The organism is Blautia sp. NSJ-140 (genome assembly GCF_022868965.1).
In the GTDB taxonomy this organism is placed as follows: domain Bacteria; phylum Bacillota; class Clostridia; order Lachnospirales; family Lachnospiraceae; genus Blautia_A.
In genome coordinates, this window is the sequence record NZ_JALIFS010000020.1 from 19,570 (window position 1) to 34,543 (window position 14,974).

The window sequence follows — 14,974 nt, forward strand, 5'->3', positions numbered from 1 at the left end:
CTTAATCCAGCTCATCAGAGTGTGAAATCCTGCGTCAGTATGCCTGCAGATATCTTCCTTGTTTTTCGCACTCTGATGAGCTGTCTTAAATGCATTATTTACGAGGATTGCTATGGTTGTAAAAATTAAGAAGCATTTCAATTAGTTTACCATGTCACTTTTATTTCATGTTATAATATGTTATCAGAAATTATTGCCCTTGTATTTTCCCTTATCAGAGTTTGCAAACATTGATGAGACGATATAACACAAGGGAAACAATAAGGGAAAGCTCACCTGCGATAAATTCAGTGTTTTCAAGGGTTTGCAGAGAATTTAATAACAAAATATAACAGTTATTAAATTTTTTAAAACAGGTGAAATCTCAATCAGGATTTGAAGGGATAATGAAATGAATATAAAAGATTTTAAGTGGACGAGAGAACCTGATGATTGCTGGTTGAAAGGGGCTTCTGAGGATGGAAGTGAAACGTATATGATCAAAAAGGGACGGTTGTCATTGAATTTAAGACCACCATATTCAAAGGATAGATAAGCTGTTTATTTGAGTAGAAAAAAGAATTACAATCAATAACGCCGGTGCGGGATTTTGATATCCAGTACCGGCGTTATTGATTCTACAGGGGCTTGGTGATGTAGCCACCAAATATCTTATTTTTCTTCTTTGGGAAAAGTGTCATGGACATATGTCTTGAAAAAGTGATTGTGGAACAATATGCTGCTATGATATGATAAAGTAAACAGTTTGATGTGTATACTCGGATTTTCATGAAGAGAATGAAAAGTGGATAAACTTTAAAAATAAAACAGAAAACTTAAAGTCATTTAAGACTTTTTAAGCATGAGGGAACCGTATGGATGATTTCAAAAAACTCACAGAGCAGCTTTTGGAAATATATATTAACGCTGAATCAGTAAATGATTTAGAAATTGAAAATTACTTTGATGAAAATATTAGTCTGATTGGAACTGGAAAACACGAGTTTTACAGGAATCTGCATGAGTTTTTAGAATCATTTGAATTTGATGTAAAACGAAGAGGCAAAATCAGAATTGAAGTACAAAATTTACATCAAGAAGAAAAACGGCTTGATGATGATCATGTTCTTGCACACGGAACAGTAGATTTTGTTGGTCTGTTTAAAGATGATTCAATTTGTTTTAAAATGGAGACAAGATTTACGATTATCTATAGGTGGACGAATGGGAAATGGTTAGTTCAGCATCTGCATCAGTCAACACCAGATTTGGAACAGATGGACGGTGAAGAGTTCCCTGTCACATTGGGAAAACAGGTGAAGAAAACTCGGCAGGCGCTTTATGCATTAGGCACCGCCTATTATCATATCTCGAGGCTGAATTTAAAAACAGGGAAGATCGAACTTGTCAAAAGATCTCGAAAAATGTGTATGGATATTAAAGATAATACTGCAGATTGGGATCCACAGTTCGAGGTTATCGAAAGTATTATAGCAGAACCGTTTGTACAGAAGTATATAGATTTTTTTGATATACGAACCATGGCGGCACGGCTTCATAATAAAGAATCTATGTCTTCCGAATTCAAAAAGAAGAATGGATCATGGTTTCTTTCCATGGTTGTTCCTCAGAGTTATGATAAAAATGGAAATGTTACATCCGTGCTGATTGCGAATCGAGATGTGACAGATGAAAAAATGCGTGAATTAAGACAAGAGGAAGAATTGCGGGAAGCTAAATTAAAAGCAGAATGTGCAAATAAAGCAAAATCCGCATTTTTGTTCAATATGTCTCATGATATCAGGACTCCTATGAATGCAATCATTGGTTATGCAGATCTGGCGACCAGACATTTGCAAGAAACAGAAAAACTTGGCAGATATCTTGAAGAAATTCAAATATGCGGAAAAGAACTTCTGTCGATGCTTGGTAATGTTTTGGATCTTGCAAGAATTGAGAATAATAAAGTTGAAATGGAATACACTGTTTCGAATGTCCGTGAGTGCTTTGAAAATTGTGTCACTATGTTCCGACAACAGGCAGAAAGTAAAAATCAAACTCTCTCTCTGACAGAACAAATTATGTATCCGTATGTATATATGGATGCACCGCACCTGTCAGAAATCTGCCTTAATATTATAAGTAATGCAATAAAGTATACAAATACAGGGGGTACAATATCCTGTAGTGTCCTGCAGGAATCTTGTAAAGAAGACTGGTGCAATATGATCATTACCATTACCGATAATGGAATTGGTATGTCTGAAGAATTTCAAAAGCATATTTTTGATGCTTTTGAAAGAGAACGCAATTCTACAGCCAGTCATATTGAGGGTAGCGGTATTGGAATGGGGATTACGAAAAAACTTATTGAGCTCATGAATGGCACTATAGAAGTGAAAAGTAAGCAGGGCGAGGGTTCTTCATTTACAGTGACTGTTCCTTGCAGAAAAGCGTTAAAAGAAGATACGCTAGAGAAGAAAAATACTAATCTGCACAATAAAAATTGTTTGAACGGTGTTCGAATCTTATTAGTCGAAGATAATGAGATTAATATAGAAATCGCAAGAGAACTATTGACGGAAGAAGGGTGTCTTGTTGAGACTGCAAATGATGGTGTTGCATGCATTGACATGATTGAAAAAGCTGATGCTGATTATTACAAGCTGATCCTTATGGATATTCAGATGCCAGTTATGAATGGGTATGATGCTACATTGGCTATCCGAAAAATGAAGGATACTAAAAAATCCAGGATTCCAATTATTGCGATGACTGCCAATGCCTTTGCAGAAGATGTACAAAAAGTTCTTTCTGTTGGAATGAATGATCATGTTGCAAAGCCTGTAGATATAAATATTCTTGTCTCAACAATGATGAAATATCTATAATAGACAGATTTAATGAAAAATTTACAATATTCTTGCCCTTGTATTTGCCCTTAACAGAGTTCGTAAACACTGATGAGACGATATAACACAAGGGAAACAATAAGGGAAAGCTCACCTGCGACAAATCCAGTGTTTTCAAGGATTTACAGAGAATTTGATAACAAAATATAACAGTTATTAAATCTCTTAAAACAGGTGAAATATTAATCGGAATTGTGAGGTTAATGAAATATGATAAATAAAACGGAATGGAACAGAATGATGGAGGGCAAATTATATAATCCCTATAAAGTTGGTGATAATTCGTTTGAAAACGTTCATGCAGCTCAAAAAAAGTTTAATGAATCAGAATACTGGAACGATAAAAGTGCTTTTGAAGAATTGAAAAAATGCTTTAAAGTAGCGCCTGTGGATATGGTACTAACGCCTCCGGTCTATTTTGATCATGGCGATAGAATATCATTTGGAAAACATTTTTATGCTAATACAGATTTGACTATATTAGATGAAAATTATGTTACGTTTGGGGATAATGTATTTTTGGCTCCCCACGTAAGTATATATACAGCAGGTCACCCAATTGATAAGGATGTACGCAACTTGGAACTGGAATATGCCAAGGCTGTAACAATAGGCGATAATGTCTGGATCGGTGGAAATGTTGTAATCAATCCCGGTGTCACAATTGGAAATGATGTAGTCATTGCTTCTGGTTCAGTTGTGGTAAAAGATATCCCAAGCCATGTTGTTGCAGGAGGTAATCCGTGCCATGTAATTAGACAAATAACAGATAAAGATAAAAATAATTGGCGCACTCAACTAAAAGAATATGAAGATGATATTGAATCGTTCGGAGAGTAAATATTTTTCCACTGCCGTCCGTGTGGATGAGGCATTTTTGGAGCTTTTGGAAAAGAAATATTACGGTGAAATGAGTTGCGAATATTTCATCCTTTATTAGTTAAATTTCATCTGCAGCGTTGTCGTCAATCGTCGCAGCCACCGCTACGCATCATTCCTCCGCCTTGCAGATGAAGAAATCATCCTGCGTCAATATAGCAGAAACTTAATTTTTGCTGTACTAATTACATCGAATGAAAACTGATATAGGAATTTTTTTTTAAAATTGTGGACAATGTCAGAAATAGCTGTTAAAATCTTATAGAAAAACTTTAGCACGGTAAAGTGATAATCATAAGCCGTTTATCAGAAAAAAACGAGGAGAAAGAATAGTCTAATCGGTCGTATTGTAGAACCGGAAGAAATCGCAAAGGCTGTTTATTTTATGGCAATCGATCTTTCAAGTACTATTACAGGTGATATCATGAAAATTACTTACATTAACCACAGTGGATTTTTGGTTGAAACCAGAGATTGCTACTATATTTTTGATTATTTCAAGGGTGAATTACCGTATCTTGACAAGAAAAAAGAGGTAATCATCTTTTGCAGTCACTTCCATGAGGATCATTTTAACCCACAGATCTTTGGGATTCTTGATGATATGGGGATGACGTATCAGGCAGTTCTGGCGAATGATATACGAAAAAGGAATCATTTGTCGGATATGAAGATTACATATGTTTATCATGATCAAACTTATAATCTGGATAATGATACCAAAGTCGATACATTGCTATCTAACGATAGTGGTGTAGCATTTATTGTCAAAACAAAAGAAGGCACCATTTATCATGCCGGTGACTTAAACGACTGGTATTGGGATGGCGAGCCGAAAGCTGACAACCAGAGACTTACTTCAGCATATCGTGCAGAGATCAGGAAAATCAAAGGTATGCATTTTGATGCTGCATTTATCCCCTTAGATCCGAGACAGGGAGATCACTATGCCGATGGGATCTTGTATTTCCTTAAAAATATAGATTGTAATGTCATTTTTCCAATGCATTACTGGAATGATGCTAATGTAATTAAGCGGTTTATTACTGAATATCCGCAATATAAGTCACGCATTAAAAATACAGAATGTACAAAAGGAGAAGAATTATGAAATTTAAGATGATTCATGAAAACTACAATGTATCAGATCTGGACCGATCTATTAAATTTTACAACGAGGCCCTTGATCTGCACGAAGTGAGAAGAACGACTACCGATGATTTTATCATTGTGTATCTGAGCAACAATGTAAGTGATTTTGAGTTGGAGCTTACCTGGCTTAAAGATCATCCACAGCCATATAATCTGGGTGAATGCGAATTTCACCTGGCATTTCAGGCAGAGGATTACGAAGCAGCGCACAAAAAGCACGAAGAGATGGGATGCATTTGTTTCGAAAATGAAGCAATGGGAATCTATTTCATTGTAGATCCAGATGGCTACTGGCTTGAGATCCTGCCGTAAATTTGGTTGGAAAATCTAATAAAGCGGATGTATATTGACAATTTTAAAATCACCTTCAGGCTATAATAAACAAAATAGTCTGAAGGTGATTCTTCTACGAAACACAGTTTACTGCTTATAATATTTCGCAACATCGTTTTTGAATTTTTCAAAAAGAGGATAATAAATATTTATAATGTCCTGAAATTTCTCTGCGGCGAAAGTACCATCGTAATCATGAGACAAATGATTTCTGGATTTCAGCATTTGCAGCCAGGTGTCATCATCAATAATACCATTGGTAAATGCCTGTTGCAGAGTTTCGCGTGGAGAGCCAACTGCAAAATCAAGAATTCCCATTTTTTTGATCAGAATATCTTTCATAACTTTCCAGGAGATGTCGAAAGTAAGACTGAAATTGAGAACAGTTCCTTCGAGAACAAAATCGGTCTTGGGGTCGGCTGTTTTGCTTTTTGCAAGATTGGAGAGACTTTTACAGAAAGTGTTATAGCGGTTAATAAATTTGTTTTCCATATTTTTTTATATCCTCCAATAAATACTCATTTTTTATACTGTCAAAGTCAAAAATATCAATTTTCCTTAACGTTTCAATCTGCTGAAGATCATCTTCTAACTGCATTAGATTATCACAGCCGTATACTACAAAATCAATATCACTGGTGGGGGTCGCAGTGCCTGTGGCGAAGGAACCGAATAAATCAAGGCGCTTTACGTTATTTTTTTTGCAAATCATGGTTACTTTTTCGATGATTTCGGAAATGGGCATTACGTTCATGATCCACTCATGTCCTCCTTTACTTGGAAAATTCTGATAAAAATATGATAGCAGTTTCTATAGATTAATTCAACTTTAAAGACACTGACTGCGGTTGGGGTTATTCTATAGTCGTAATCCTTTCGTGGTGTTATGGATTATTTTAATTTTTCTTTTTCGGCATTTAAGAGTTCAAGATTGAGCCCTTGTTCTCCAGCTGTTTTATCTACCCAAAGATTCAAAGAGTCTATGGCTAAAGAAATTTCATCAAGTTTTTTACTGATATAAGCAAAATCTTTCATTTCATCATCGCTGATCTTACCGTCACGGGCAATCTGGATCAGACGACCGGTAAGAGGATTGATTTCATTTAAACTGGCAATTGTCTCCAAAATGATATTTGACAGATCGGTCATTTCTATTTCTGGAACATAACGATAGCCGATTTCGCATTTGTGAGAGCAATAATAATTGCAAAGATCTGGTCTTTTATAGGCATCTGCCATCTGGAGGATATCATAAGGCGTAGGTTCTTGTGTTTCATATTCAAATTTTTCAATTTTTGAATCAGAGACAGCATCCATTCTTTCACTGGCTTCTGCTCTTGTAAGTCCTGCCGCTTCTCGGCAAAGCTGGTAAATTGTTTTGTTTTCCCTGGTGGATTGTTTACCCATGAGAATTTCCTCCTCGTATATCGCTAAACTTGCGGATTATTTATGTTCCAGGCCGCATGCTGAGCGTGTATTTCTTATATGAATTTTATTATACATAAATTATGAATTAACAACAAGTAATAGACTTTGTAAAATTACCTATTTTATAAATCATTTCACGGGAATTTTTTACAATTAAATAATCTATTCCAAGGAAAAGCCAGCGCAGCTATTCATTGGAAAGACCATAGAAAAGACAGGTTCAGATACACTGATTAACCTCAGTATGTCCGGAACTGTTTTTTTGTTGCTATCGTTACTTTCGGCTGCCTTTGCCACGCTTGCTTCCTGGAGATTTCAATGACAAACCCTCTCCCATAAGGTATAATAAAGCAGAGTATTTTGTTTTGCTCACCACGAAACGAGAGGGAGATCTACATTAATGGATGCGAATGTGATCAATGAATTGAATTAAAGGAAGCAGAGGCGGCAAAATGGCTTACAAAGGATCAGTTAAATAGTGTTGCCTGGTTACCGGCAGACGTCACTTTGATAGATAAAATCCGAAGGTACATGAAATAAGCTAAGATTGAGGAGAAACTTCCTGGACAAAACAATAGAATATTATAATCAAATGCGGATATGTTTGTCCAGGGGACTCGTTTGGTAGATTTTACGGTTGTACAGGAGCGGTTCACTAAAATGCTTCCGGTAGGTTCAAGGATACTAGATTTCGGTTGTGGTTCTGGTTGAGATTCACGATATAGCTGATTGGTTGTTACAGAGAAATCAAAGTTGGTGGAGAATATTTGTTATGATCAGAAAGATGCAGAACATAGATATTGATAGAGTTGCTGACATATGGTTGAAAACCAATTTAAAAGCGCATTATTTTATTCCTGAGCAATATTGGACAAGTAATTATGAATTAGTGAAAGAAATGATGTCACAAGCGGAAGTCTATGTGTATGAAGATGATAAAATGATTCAGGGGTTTGTCGGATTAAGTAACGAATACATGGAAGGTATTTTTGTTTCTGATGAAATGCAGTCATGTGGTATAGGTAAACTTTTATTAGAGTATATCAAGAATAAAAAAGCTAGATTGCGATTAAACGTATACCAGAAGAATACCAGAGCCATCTCTTTTTACCAAAGAGAAGGGTTCGATATTCAATGCGAAGGATTCGATGATGCTACTGGTGAAAAAGAATACACAATGTTGTGGCAACAGAAATAGAAAGCGGATTTTGGGGAGGATTTTATATGGAGTTTAACAATAAAGTAGTGATTGTGACGGGAGGCGCTCAGGGCATTGGAAAGACCATTGCAGAGGAATTGCCTTTATGAAAAAAGCATAAATATAATGACAACACCCAAAAGAAAGGAAGAAGTAATTATGTATGAAAAATTGATGACATGCCTGGAAAGCGTAAGAAAGAAAATTGATTTCAAACCAGAAGTTGCACTGATCCTTGGATCCGGACTTGGAGATTTTGCAGATGGAATTCAGATTGAACAGACCATCGACTATACGGACATCGAGGGATTTCCGGTTTCTACTGTAAAAGGACATAAGGGACGTTTTGTGTTTGGGTATGTGGAGAAAACACCGGTTGTAATCATGCAGGGACGTGTTCATTATTATGAAGGATACGCAATGTCAGATGTTGTTCTTCCAACGCGTCTTATGGGAATGCTCGGTGCGAAAAAAATCCTTCTCACTAATGCAGCAGGAGGAGCTAATCCTTCCTATAAACCGGGAGATTTCATGATGATCACAGATCACATTACAACGGGAGTTCCAAGCCCTCTGATAGGACCGAACATGGATGAGCTGGGAACCAGATTTCCGGATATGAGTGAGGTATACAGCCGCCGTCTTCAGGATGTGATCCGCAAATGTGCAAAAGAATGTGACATCAAACTTCAGGAAGGTGTTTATGTACAGTTTACAGGACCAAATTATGAGACTCCTGCAGAAGTAAGACTTGCACAGAGATGGGGTGGAGATGCAGTTGGAATGAGCACCGCATGCGAAGCTATGGCTGCCCGACACATGGGAATGGAAATCTGTGGAATTTCCTGCATCACAAATATGGCAGCAGGAATTTCCCAAAAAGAGCTTAACCATAAAGAAGTGCAGGAAACAGCAGACCGCGTAGCGAAATCCTTCAAGGAATTAGTAACAAAAGTTGTTGTAAATATGTAAGATCCATAAGTAAGACAGCAGAAAGGAGACAAAAATTATGAAGAAATATAAGAGAATATTTACTATTGTAATAGACTCCTTTGGGGCAGGAGAAATGCCGGACGCAGCCCAGTACGGGGATGAAGGAACAGATACTATGGGACATATTTCCCAGAATGTAGATGAATTTACGATTCCAAACCTTCAGAAGCTTGGAATTGCAAATCTTCATCCGTTGAAACAGGTTGCAGCAGTGGAGCGACCAATGGGTTATTATACATTTTTAAAAGAAGCCAGTACCGGAAAAGATACTATGACAGGACACTGGGAAATGATGGGGCTTCACATCACAAAACCGTTTAAGACTTTTACAGAGACCGGATTTCCAAAAGAGCTGATCGATGAGCTTGAGAAGAGAACGGGACATAAAGTAATTGGAAACAAGAGCTCCAGCGGAACAGAGATTCTGGATGAACTGGCTGAGGAAGAAATCGCTACCGGTCATATGATCGTTTACACATCTGCTGATTCTGTATTGCAGATCTGCGGAAACGAGGAGACTTTCGGACTGGATGAACTGTATCGCTGCTGTGAGATCGCCCGTGATATCACCATGAGGGATGAGTGGAAAGTCGGACGTGTTATTGCAAGACCTTACCTTGGCAAGAAAAAAGGTGAGTTCAAACGTACCAGCAACCGCCATGATTATGCACTGAAGCCTTACGGAAAAACTGCGCTTAATGCATTGAAGGATGCAGGTTATGATGTGATCTCTGTTGGAAAGATTTTTGATATTTTTGACGGCGAGGGACTGACAGAGTCCAATAAGTCAAAAAGCTCTGTTCATGGAATGGAGCAGACAATTGACATTGCGAAAAGAGAGTTTGAGGGGCTTTGTTTTGTAAATCTTGTAGATTTCGATGCTCTTTGGGGACATCGACGCAATGTAAAGGGATATGCAGAGGAACTTGAAAGATTTGATGTAAAACTTGGTGAACTTCTTGATGAGCTTCGTGAGGATGACCTTCTGATCATTACAGCTGACCACGGAAATGATCCGACGCATACAGGAACTGATCACACAAGAGAAAAAGTACCATTTTTTGCTTATTCCCCATCTATGGAGGGATACGGAAAACTGGAAGATCAGAATACTTTTGCAGTAATCGGTGCAACGATCGCAGATAATTTTGAAGTTAAGATGCCGGAGGGAACAATTGGAAGTTCTCTTCTGGATGAACTGAAGTAAAAGGAAGGTAAAATGGATAAAAAAGATATATTAAAAAAGGTGGATCACACATTACTTGGACAGACTGCAACATGGGATGATATTCGAGGAATCCTGGATGATGCCATGAAATATGAGGCTGCATCTGCATGTATTCCGGCTGCTTATGTAAAACAGGCAGCGGAATATGTAGCGGGAAAACTTCCGATTTGTACAGTGATCGGTTTTCCGAACGGATATAATACAACTGCTGTAAAGGTATTTGAAACAAAAGACGCCATTGCAAATGGTGCTTCAGAAATCGATATGGTTATTAACATCGGATTTTTAAAGGATGGAAGATATGAGGAAGTAGAGAATGAGATTCGTGCGATCCATGAAGCTTGTGATGGAAGAATCCTCAAAGTTATCATTGAGACATGTCTTCTTACCGAAGAAGAGAAAATTAAAATGTGTGAGATCGTTACAAATGCAGGAGCAGAATTTATCAAAACTTCTACCGGATTTTCCACAGCGGGAGCAACTTTTGCAGATGTAGAGCTGATGAAGAAATATATTGGAAAAAATGTAAAAGTTAAGGCAGCAGGTGGAATTTCATCCTTCGATGATGCAGAAAAATTTATCAGTCTTGGCGCAGAGCGTCTTGGAACAAGCCGTCTTATTAAGATCCTGAAAAATACGGACACTGGTGCAGGATATTAACACTGTGAAAGAGGACTGTCAAAGACAGGATTATACATAAATTATGAACTAACAACAAGTAATAGAATTTGTAAAAGTATCATTTCACATTTTTCTACCAGCTGTGGATAAAGGATGGACGGAATCTAAAAAATACGATAAAATCTGTATTAGAAATGCTGTTGTCGTGAAATTTACAAACGCTCGAAAAAGGAAAAATAAACATGGCAAAGAAAGATTTGCTATCCGGTACCGGCGTTAATTTATACAGGTGATATTATGAAAATTACTTACATTAACCACAGTGGATTTTTGGTTGAGACCAGAGACTGCTACTATATTTTTGATTATTACAAGGGTGAATTACCGAATCTTGACAAGGAGAAAGAAGTGATCGTTTTTTGCAGTCACTTCCATAAGGATCATTTTAACCCACAAATTTTTGGGATCCTTGATGATATGGGAATGACTTATCAGGCAATCCTGGCGAATGATATACGAAAAAGGAATCATTTGTCGGATATGAAGATCACATATGTTTATCATGATCAAGCTTATAGTTTGGATAATGAAACCAAAGTTGATACATTGCTATCTAACGATAGTGGTGTCGCATTTATTGTCAAAACAAAGGAAGGTACCATTTATCATGCCGGTGATTTAAACGACTGGTATTGGGATGGTGGGTCGAAAGCTGATAACCAGAGACTTACTTCAGCATATCGCGCGGCGATCAGGAAAATCAAGGGTATGCATTTTGACGCTGCATTTGTTCCCTTGGATCCGAGACAGGGAGATCACTATGCTGACGGGATCCTGTATTTCCTTAAAAATGTAGATTGCAATGTCATTTTTCCAATGCATTACTGGAATGATGCCAATGTAATTAAGCGGTTTATTACTGAATATCCGCAATATAAGTCACGCATTAGAAACACAGAATGTACAAAAGGAGAAGAAATTTCATCGTAGACCCAGATGGCTACTGGCTTGAGATTCTGCCGTAAAGCGGATGTATGTTGGTGATCTTTTATGGATCAGAGTATTTTATTCTGTGGTCATTTGTAATGAATTATGAGTAGAAGGAGACGGGCATGGAGCACTTACGTTGTGTAGTTGAGAGAATTACATATCAGAATGCTGACAATGGCTACACGGTTCTGAAATGTGCAGTGAAGAATTACAGTGATCTTGTCACAGTAGTTGGCACGATGCCGGATACCCATGTTGGTTCTGTGCTGTCTCTGGAAGGTATGTGGAAGATGGATGCCAAATATGGGCGGCAGTTTTTGGTGGAGAAATTTGAGGAGACACTTCCTGCTACAGTATATGGAATCGAAAAATATCTTGGTTCCGGTCTGGTGAAGGGCGTTGGTCCAAAGTTTGCAAAAAGAATTGTGGAAAAATTCGGGAAGGATACACTGGATGTTATTGAAGAGACACCAGATGAACTGCTCAAAGTATCAGGTATAGGAAAAGTACGTGTAGACCGGATCAAAACAAGCTGGCAGGAGCAGAAAGAGATCAAGAATATCATGCTTTTTCTGCAGAGTCATGAGGTCAGCACCTCTCATGCGACAAAGATTTTCAAGACATATGGAAGTGAAAGCATTGCGATCGTAAAGGAGAACCCATACCGGCTTGCAGATGACATCTGGGGAATTGGATTTAAGACAGCGGATTCCATTGCACAGAAGATGGGGATTGACAAAGGCAAATTTGTCCGTCTGCGCAGTGGTATTTTTTATACATTGAATAAGCTGGCAGAAGCAGGTCATTGTTATACAACAAGAGAACAGCTGACTGGAAAGGCAAAGGAACTTCTGGAAGTGGAAGAATCGATGCTGGAGATCACCTTGGATGAGATGATCCGCACGAATGATGTGATCAGAGATGAAGCAGAAGATCGGGAAGCAATTTATCTGCCCCCATATTATTTTTCAGAAAGTGGCTGTGCAAAGCGGCTGCTTCGGTTGATGTCCTGTGGAAAGAAGAAATCTGAGGATACGGAAGAAATATTGGAGAAAGTAGCAGCTTCATCAGAAATTACTTATGACGAGATTCAGTGGCAGGCGGTAAAGACAGCGGTTTCTTCTAAGGTCATGGTGCTGACCGGTGGACCTGGAACCGGAAAGACTACAACAACTCTGGGAATTATTTCTGCATATAAGCAGGCTGGATGTCAGATCATTCTTGCTGCGCCGACTGGAAGAGCAGCAAAGAGAATGTCAGAAGCAACTGGAATGGAAGCAAAAACGATTCACCGGTTATTGGAATATAAACCTCCGGAAGGCTATCAGAAAAATGAAGAGCATCCGCTGGAAGGAGATGTGCTGATACTGGATGAATGTTCCATGATCGATATTATGTTGATGTATAATCTTTTAAAAGCATTGCCACAGCAGATGTCTCTGATTCTGGTAGGCGACATTGATCAGCTGCCAAGTGTCGGAGCGGGCAATGTTCTCAGAGATATCATTGATTCCGCATGTGTTCCGGTAGTTCGTCTGACACGGATTTTCCGTCAGGCACAGGGAAGTCGGATCATCATGAATGCACACCGGATCAATAAAGGGGAAGGCATTGATATGAGAGGCGGAAAAGATGCCGACTTTTTCTTTGCCACCAAAGAGAGTAATCAGGAAGTGGTGGATACTATCGTCCAATATTGTAAGGCGAACCTGCCGAGATACTATCATGTAGATCCACTGCAGGATATTCAGGTGCTGACTCCGATGCAGAGAGGCGAATGTGGGGCAGTAAATCTGAACCAGGTGCTGCAGGAAGCCATGAATCCGTCAAAGATCTTTCTGCGGAGAGGCGGCACACAGTACCGGCTGAAGGATAAGGTGATGCAGATCCGGAATGATTACGATAAGGAAGTATTTAACGGAGATATTGGGACTATCACAAAAGTTGACGTGGAAGAACGGGAACTGACAGTTCTGTTTGAAGAACGGGAAGTAGTCTATGATGTGACAGAGCTGGACGAACTGGCGCTTGCCTATGCAGTAACGATCCACAAATCCCAGGGAAGCGAATATCCAATCGTTGTCATGCCATTTACCATGAGTCATTTTGTCATGCTGCAGAGAAATCTCCTTTATACGGGTGTGACCAGGGCGAAAAAGATCCTGGTACTTGTCGGAGAGAAGAAAGCTGTGTATTATGCGATAAAAAATGAAACGACAACTGGCAGAAATACATGTCTGGCAAGACGTCTGCAGCCGGACAGCAAAGAAGCACAGGAAGTGAAGGCACAGCTTTTGAAAGAGGCAGTAGACGAGACAGTGAATGAGAACGGAAGTGACAGTAAGAAGATGATCGTCTATAAGGGCAGCATCCAGCCTTCTATGGTATGTGAGACACCGGCAGTTTATGAGGGAAATCTTTGGAAACGCCTGTCGCAGTCAAAGTTCAGAAGCAGTTTTTCCCTGAAGGCAAACGATCGGAGTTATGTATCAGAAAAGGGAATGGAGAAAGTACGTGAGCATGCCTGTGATTTTATCAGAAAGCGTCTTGCACCGGCAGAAATACCAAATGATGGAAAACAGACACCGATGAGAGGGCATCCGGTTTTTGTAGCCCAGCATGCCACAGCTACCTGTTGCAGGGGATGTCTGGAAAAATGGCATCGTATTCCGAAAGGACGGGAATTGACAGAAGCGGAGCAGGAATATGTTGTAAATGTGATCATGGAATGGATCGGTCGGGAAATTCATTGAGAGAACGTCTCGGCTTTGGGGTCTGATTTCTATAGCCGCAACCCTTTAATATCTTTAACAAATGTAGCAAGAATTCTCCCACCTCTTCAGGTGGGGAGATGAATTGCACATCTGAGCATATCTGCTCAAAAAAATCTCTATAGTATAAAAGAAACACTTGTTCTCCCTTCCCTGATGTAGTATACTGAAAAAGAACAATTAGTTCATAAATACATATCCGTCGATATAAGAAAAAGGATGATAAATATAATGGAGTTAGACCATGAAAGATGCATTCTGGGGTCAGATATTCTGTCTGCTCAGTGCAGGCGGAGCAACGATTGAAACGATACGGCAGTATATAGAAAGCCAGGGTGAGAAGAATGAACCGCGCCGTAAAAATAAGGATTTATCCAAATAAAGAGCAGAGAGTTCAGATAGAGCAAACAATCGGCTGCAGCCGCTTTATCTATAACCAGATGCTTGCAGATAAGATCAGCTATTACCAGAAAGAAAAAAAGATGCTCCG

At 38.8% G+C, this 14,974-nt stretch carries 14 protein-coding genes and 2 pseudogenes; 13 read left to right on the forward strand and 3 right to left on the reverse strand.

Annotation, left to right across the window (positions count from 1 at the left end; all coding sequences use genetic code 11):
• The first annotated feature begins 854 nt into the window (after positions 1-854).
• The 4 genes from MUB50_RS16605 (at position 855) to MUB50_RS16620 (ending at position 5,234) form a co-directional block, all read left to right on the forward strand.
• Entirely contained in the window at positions 855-2,870 is a 2,016-nt protein-coding gene (locus MUB50_RS16605) for an ATP-binding protein (RefSeq protein WP_244791738.1), read from the forward strand.
• Between the two features lie 231 nt (positions 2,871-3,101).
• A complete protein-coding gene (locus MUB50_RS16610; RefSeq protein WP_207670816.1) occupies positions 3,102-3,731 on the forward strand; it encodes a sugar O-acetyltransferase in 630 nt (209 codons plus the stop codon).
• A 463-nt stretch (positions 3,732-4,194) separates the two neighbouring features.
• Positions 4,195-4,881, forward strand: coding sequence for an MBL fold metallo-hydrolase (locus tag MUB50_RS16615; protein WP_118515812.1), 687 nt, complete (start codon positions 4,195-4,197; stop codon positions 4,879-4,881).
• Positions 4,878-5,234 (forward strand): VOC family protein, encoded by a 357-nt coding sequence (locus MUB50_RS16620; RefSeq protein WP_015541530.1) that lies wholly within the window; start codon positions 4,878-4,880, stop codon positions 5,232-5,234. The genes MUB50_RS16615 and MUB50_RS16620 overlap by 4 nt, the downstream gene beginning before the upstream one ends.
• Positions 5,235-5,342: 108 nt before the next feature.
• On the opposite strand, the gene MUB50_RS16625 is transcribed toward MUB50_RS16620, so the two are convergent.
• The 3 genes from MUB50_RS16625 to MUB50_RS16635 all read right to left on the reverse strand — a co-directional run bounded on the left by MUB50_RS16625 (position 5,343) and on the right by MUB50_RS16635 (position 6,662).
• Entirely contained in the window at positions 5,343-5,747 is a 405-nt protein-coding gene (locus MUB50_RS16625) for an HI0074 family nucleotidyltransferase substrate-binding subunit (RefSeq protein ID WP_022426101.1), read from the reverse strand.
• Positions 5,728-6,009, reverse strand: coding sequence for a nucleotidyltransferase family protein (locus MUB50_RS16630; protein ID WP_092071024.1), 282 nt, complete (start codon positions 6,007-6,009; stop codon positions 5,728-5,730). The genes MUB50_RS16625 and MUB50_RS16630 overlap by 20 nt, the downstream gene beginning before the upstream one ends.
• Before the next feature lie 137 nt (positions 6,010-6,146).
• On the reverse strand, positions 6,147-6,662 hold the full coding sequence (locus MUB50_RS16635; RefSeq protein ID WP_092071021.1) for a helix-turn-helix domain-containing protein: 516 nt from the start codon (positions 6,660-6,662) through the stop codon (positions 6,147-6,149).
• A gap of 450 nt (positions 6,663-7,112) precedes the next feature.
• On the opposite strand from MUB50_RS16635, the pseudogene MUB50_RS17320 reads away from it, so the two are divergent.
• The 9 genes and pseudogenes from MUB50_RS17320 to MUB50_RS17325 form a co-directional block, all read left to right on the forward strand.
• Positions 7,113-7,223: pseudogene (locus tag MUB50_RS17320) on the forward strand (8-oxo-dGTP diphosphatase MutT); the annotation flags it as partial.
• A 232-nt stretch (positions 7,224-7,455) separates the two neighbouring features.
• The gene (locus MUB50_RS16645; RefSeq protein ID WP_138276897.1) at positions 7,456-7,881 is read left to right on the forward strand and encodes a GNAT family N-acetyltransferase; all 426 of its coding nucleotides are present in this window, start codon (positions 7,456-7,458) and stop codon (positions 7,879-7,881) included.
• 159 nt (positions 7,882-8,040) lie between these two features.
• Positions 8,041-8,853 (forward strand): purine-nucleoside phosphorylase, encoded by an 813-nt coding sequence (locus tag MUB50_RS16650; RefSeq protein WP_138276898.1) that lies wholly within the window; start codon positions 8,041-8,043, stop codon positions 8,851-8,853.
• 37 nt (positions 8,854-8,890) lie between these two features.
• Complete coding sequence (locus tag MUB50_RS16655; protein WP_015526454.1) at positions 8,891-10,081, forward strand: phosphopentomutase; 1,191 nt, start codon at positions 8,891-8,893, stop codon at positions 10,079-10,081.
• A 12-nt stretch (positions 10,082-10,093) separates the two neighbouring features.
• The gene (gene deoC / locus MUB50_RS16660) at positions 10,094-10,762 is read left to right on the forward strand and encodes a deoxyribose-phosphate aldolase (protein WP_021652514.1); all 669 of its coding nucleotides are present in this window, start codon (positions 10,094-10,096) and stop codon (positions 10,760-10,762) included.
• A 258-nt stretch (positions 10,763-11,020) separates the two neighbouring features.
• The gene (locus MUB50_RS16665; protein WP_114002500.1) at positions 11,021-11,713 is read left to right on the forward strand and encodes an MBL fold metallo-hydrolase; all 693 of its coding nucleotides are present in this window, start codon (positions 11,021-11,023) and stop codon (positions 11,711-11,713) included.
• Between the two features lie 122 nt (positions 11,714-11,835).
• Positions 11,836-14,466, forward strand: a complete 2,631-nt coding sequence (gene recD2 / locus MUB50_RS16670; RefSeq protein WP_173754499.1) for an SF1B family DNA helicase RecD2 — start codon at positions 11,836-11,838, stop codon at positions 14,464-14,466.
• Positions 14,467-14,731: 265 nt separating this feature from the next.
• A pseudogene (locus tag MUB50_RS17400) lies at positions 14,732-14,866 on the forward strand (hypothetical protein); the annotation flags it as partial.
• A partial coding sequence (locus tag MUB50_RS17325; RefSeq protein ID WP_186582426.1) for a helix-turn-helix domain-containing protein occupies positions 14,829-14,974 on the forward strand: 146 nt, incomplete at its 3' end. The pseudogene MUB50_RS17400 and the gene MUB50_RS17325, both read left to right, overlap by 38 nt.

Coding starts and splice junctions, on each gene's coding strand:
- MUB50_RS16605 (WP_244791738.1), top strand. CDS start 855: ATGGATGATTTCAAAAAACTCACAGAGCAGCTTTTGGAAATATATATT.
- MUB50_RS16610 (WP_207670816.1), top strand. CDS start 3,102: ATGATAAATAAAACGGAATGGAACAGAATGATGGAGGGCAAATTATAT.
- MUB50_RS16615 (WP_118515812.1), top strand. CDS start 4,195: ATGAAAATTACTTACATTAACCACAGTGGATTTTTGGTTGAAACCAGA.
- MUB50_RS16620 (WP_015541530.1), top strand. CDS start 4,878: ATGAAATTTAAGATGATTCATGAAAACTACAATGTATCAGATCTGGAC.
- MUB50_RS16625 (WP_022426101.1), bottom strand. CDS start 5,747: ATGGAAAACAAATTTATTAACCGCTATAACACTTTCTGTAAAAGTCTC.
- MUB50_RS16630 (WP_092071024.1), bottom strand. CDS start 6,009: ATGAACGTAATGCCCATTTCCGAAATCATCGAAAAAGTAACCATGATT.
- MUB50_RS16635 (WP_092071021.1), bottom strand. CDS start 6,662: ATGGGTAAACAATCCACCAGGGAAAACAAAACAATTTACCAGCTTTGC.
- MUB50_RS16645 (WP_138276897.1), top strand. CDS start 7,456: ATGATCAGAAAGATGCAGAACATAGATATTGATAGAGTTGCTGACATA.
- MUB50_RS16650 (WP_138276898.1), top strand. CDS start 8,041: ATGTATGAAAAATTGATGACATGCCTGGAAAGCGTAAGAAAGAAAATT.
- MUB50_RS16655 (WP_015526454.1), top strand. CDS start 8,891: ATGAAGAAATATAAGAGAATATTTACTATTGTAATAGACTCCTTTGGG.
- deoC (WP_021652514.1), top strand. CDS start 10,094: ATGGATAAAAAAGATATATTAAAAAAGGTGGATCACACATTACTTGGA.
- MUB50_RS16665 (WP_114002500.1), top strand. CDS start 11,021: ATGAAAATTACTTACATTAACCACAGTGGATTTTTGGTTGAGACCAGA.
- recD2 (WP_173754499.1), top strand. CDS start 11,836: ATGGAGCACTTACGTTGTGTAGTTGAGAGAATTACATATCAGAATGCT.